Source organism: Actinosynnema sp. (assembly GCF_052038725.1).
Genome location: NZ_JBQGCX010000973.1, coordinates 1 through 1,996, shown reverse-complemented (window position 1 = coordinate 1,996; position 1,996 = coordinate 1). Strand labels below are relative to the sequence as shown.

The window sequence follows — 1,996 nt, the reverse complement described above, 5'->3', positions numbered from 1 at the left end:
CGAGCTGGGGGATCTGCACGACCTGCTGACCGCGGGCTCGCAGCACCGCGTTCGCGCTGTCACCGCGACCGCGCGCCTGCGCGACGGCCTCGCGCCGGTCGATGACCGATGCCTCGGCAGCGCCGAGCTGCACGCTGTGCTGGACCGCGACCGCGACGGTGGCGGAGGTGAGCGCGGCGACCACGCACATCAGCGCGGTCGTCCACGGCAACCACCTGCGGACCGCCGCGTCAGCGCTGCCCTGCGCGGCCTGCTGGATGCTCGTGGTGGTCTGGTCGTGCACTGCCTCGCGCAACGCGCCGACCGGCGTCTCGTCGTGGTGGTCAGCCACTACCTTCCCCTCGTGGTGGTTGGTGCGGCCGGGGCCGCTGGATGTTGTGCGCGTCGAGCAGGGCCTCGGCGTGCGCGAGCACGACGCGGGTGTCCGCCAACTCGTCGGCGCACCGCCGGGCCTCCGCCTGCGCCTCGTCCCGTTCCTGGCGGGCGTCCGCCAGCGCCTCGGCGACCAGGTCGACCGACGCCTCAACGGCCGGGGGTGCCTGCGGCAGGACTGGCGCGGCCGGGCGGTCCATCCGCTTGAGCAGCGCGGGCCCGCCGATTCCGGCAACCGTGGTGATCAGCGCCAGCGCCAGCACCAGCCACGGGGGCCCATCCAGCGGCGGGCTCTGCGCCAAGCGCTCGACGTCGTCGACGAGCAGCCAGGAAACACGTAACGGGCCCACGGCCCTCCTTCTTGTTGCGCGCTCCCGAAGACGCGGGGGCGATGTGGTAGCGCGAGCGCCACGGCGGACGATGATCAAAATGACGCCGGGGGGCGATCAAGGAGATGCAGTGGGCACAGTGAGAAATGGGCGCCGGAACCTAGTGGCCGTAGTGGTCCTGACCTGCGCTGTTCTAGGAGTGGCCGGAGTGGCGGCAGCGGTCGGGGCCGGGGAGGACCCGCAGACGCCACCTGGCCTGGAAGTAACCGTGAGCAGCGCGCCGAGCAGCAGTTCCGCCACGTCGAGCCCGGTGCCGTCGAGCAGCACCAGCGTGGCGACGGAGACCAGCACCGTCCCGCAGCAGGACGTGGTGCCGCCGCAAGTCGCGCCCCAGGTGCAGACGCAGGTGCCCGCCGCGCCGAACACGGCAACGGAGCAACCGCAGCCGGTGCCGCCGCAGCCGCCGATCGCGACGACCCAGGTTCCGCCGCAGCCGCAGGAACCGCAGCCGCCCGCGCAGACTCCCCTGCCGCCGTCGCACCCGCTGTACTGCCTCAGCCCGGAGGACCCGACTCCGGGGTGTATCCCTCGCTGACGACCCGCACGCCGCCGTCCTCAGCCCTCACCTCGCCAGCGAGAAGCGAGGTGGGCTGAGGGCAGCGTGGCACGGAGAGCGCGGGGAGGAGGTCGGTCGCCTCCTGGATCGGGTGGGAGGCGTCGACCACGTGCACGGGGATCACCACGGGTGGAAGTCCGGGGACGGTCACGACTGCTCCCCGCGCACTGCCATCGACGCGCCCACCCGCCCGGTGCCCGCCGTGCGCCTGCACTGAAGGCTTACCCGGTGCTGGGACATGGCCTCGCCCGGCAAGTCGAACGGGCCCACGTCGAGGTACGAGATCGTCCAGCTCACCGGGACCACCTCGCCGAGCTGCTGGCCGTTGAGCATCACGCGCAGCTCGCCCGTGGTGTCGGCCGCGGAGACGCAGTGCACCACCTGCGCGATCATCTTCGGCTGCATCTTGTACTGCCAGCCGGTGTCGACCACGTCGGTGAACACCTCCTGCGTGGTGCCCGGCAGCGCGGACCAGGAGACCGCGCGCGTCGGCCAGGACAGCGACGGCCGCGCCAGGCCGACCCCGGACACCGCGTCGTCGGCCGCGAGCTGGTTGCCGCTGCGATCGGTCAGCGCCCAGTACTGGAGGCCGGGTCGCGCGAAGTACGTGTAGAGCACCGGCGCCCCACCTTCGCGGCGCAGACTCACGACCTGCCGCCCCTGGCTGTCGGGCCCCGCG

Annotated in this window: 4 protein-coding genes; 1 reads left to right on the top strand and 3 read right to left on the bottom strand. The window is 72.8% G+C overall.

The window, feature by feature from the left end; all coding sequences use genetic code 11:
- Both ACTUAL_RS20695 and ACTUAL_RS20690 read right to left on the bottom strand, forming a co-directional pair.
- The coding region (locus tag ACTUAL_RS20695) for a hypothetical protein (protein ID WP_440901409.1) at positions 1 to 331 on the bottom strand (331 nt) is incomplete at its 3' end.
- Positions 324 to 722, bottom strand: a complete 399-nt coding sequence (locus ACTUAL_RS20690; protein ID WP_440901408.1) for a hypothetical protein — start codon at positions 720 to 722, stop codon at positions 324 to 326. The genes ACTUAL_RS20695 and ACTUAL_RS20690, both read right to left, overlap by 8 nt.
- Before the next feature lie 310 nt (positions 723 to 1,032).
- On the opposite strand from ACTUAL_RS20690, the gene ACTUAL_RS20685 reads away from it, so the two are divergent.
- Complete coding sequence (locus tag ACTUAL_RS20685; RefSeq protein ID WP_440901407.1) at positions 1,033 to 1,296, top strand: hypothetical protein; 264 nt, start codon at positions 1,033 to 1,035, stop codon at positions 1,294 to 1,296.
- Positions 1,297 to 1,464: 168 nt separating this feature from the next.
- Here the strand turns inward: ACTUAL_RS20685 and ACTUAL_RS20680 are convergent.
- A partial coding sequence (locus ACTUAL_RS20680) for a hypothetical protein (RefSeq protein ID WP_440901406.1) occupies positions 1,465 to 1,996 on the bottom strand: 532 nt, incomplete at its 5' end.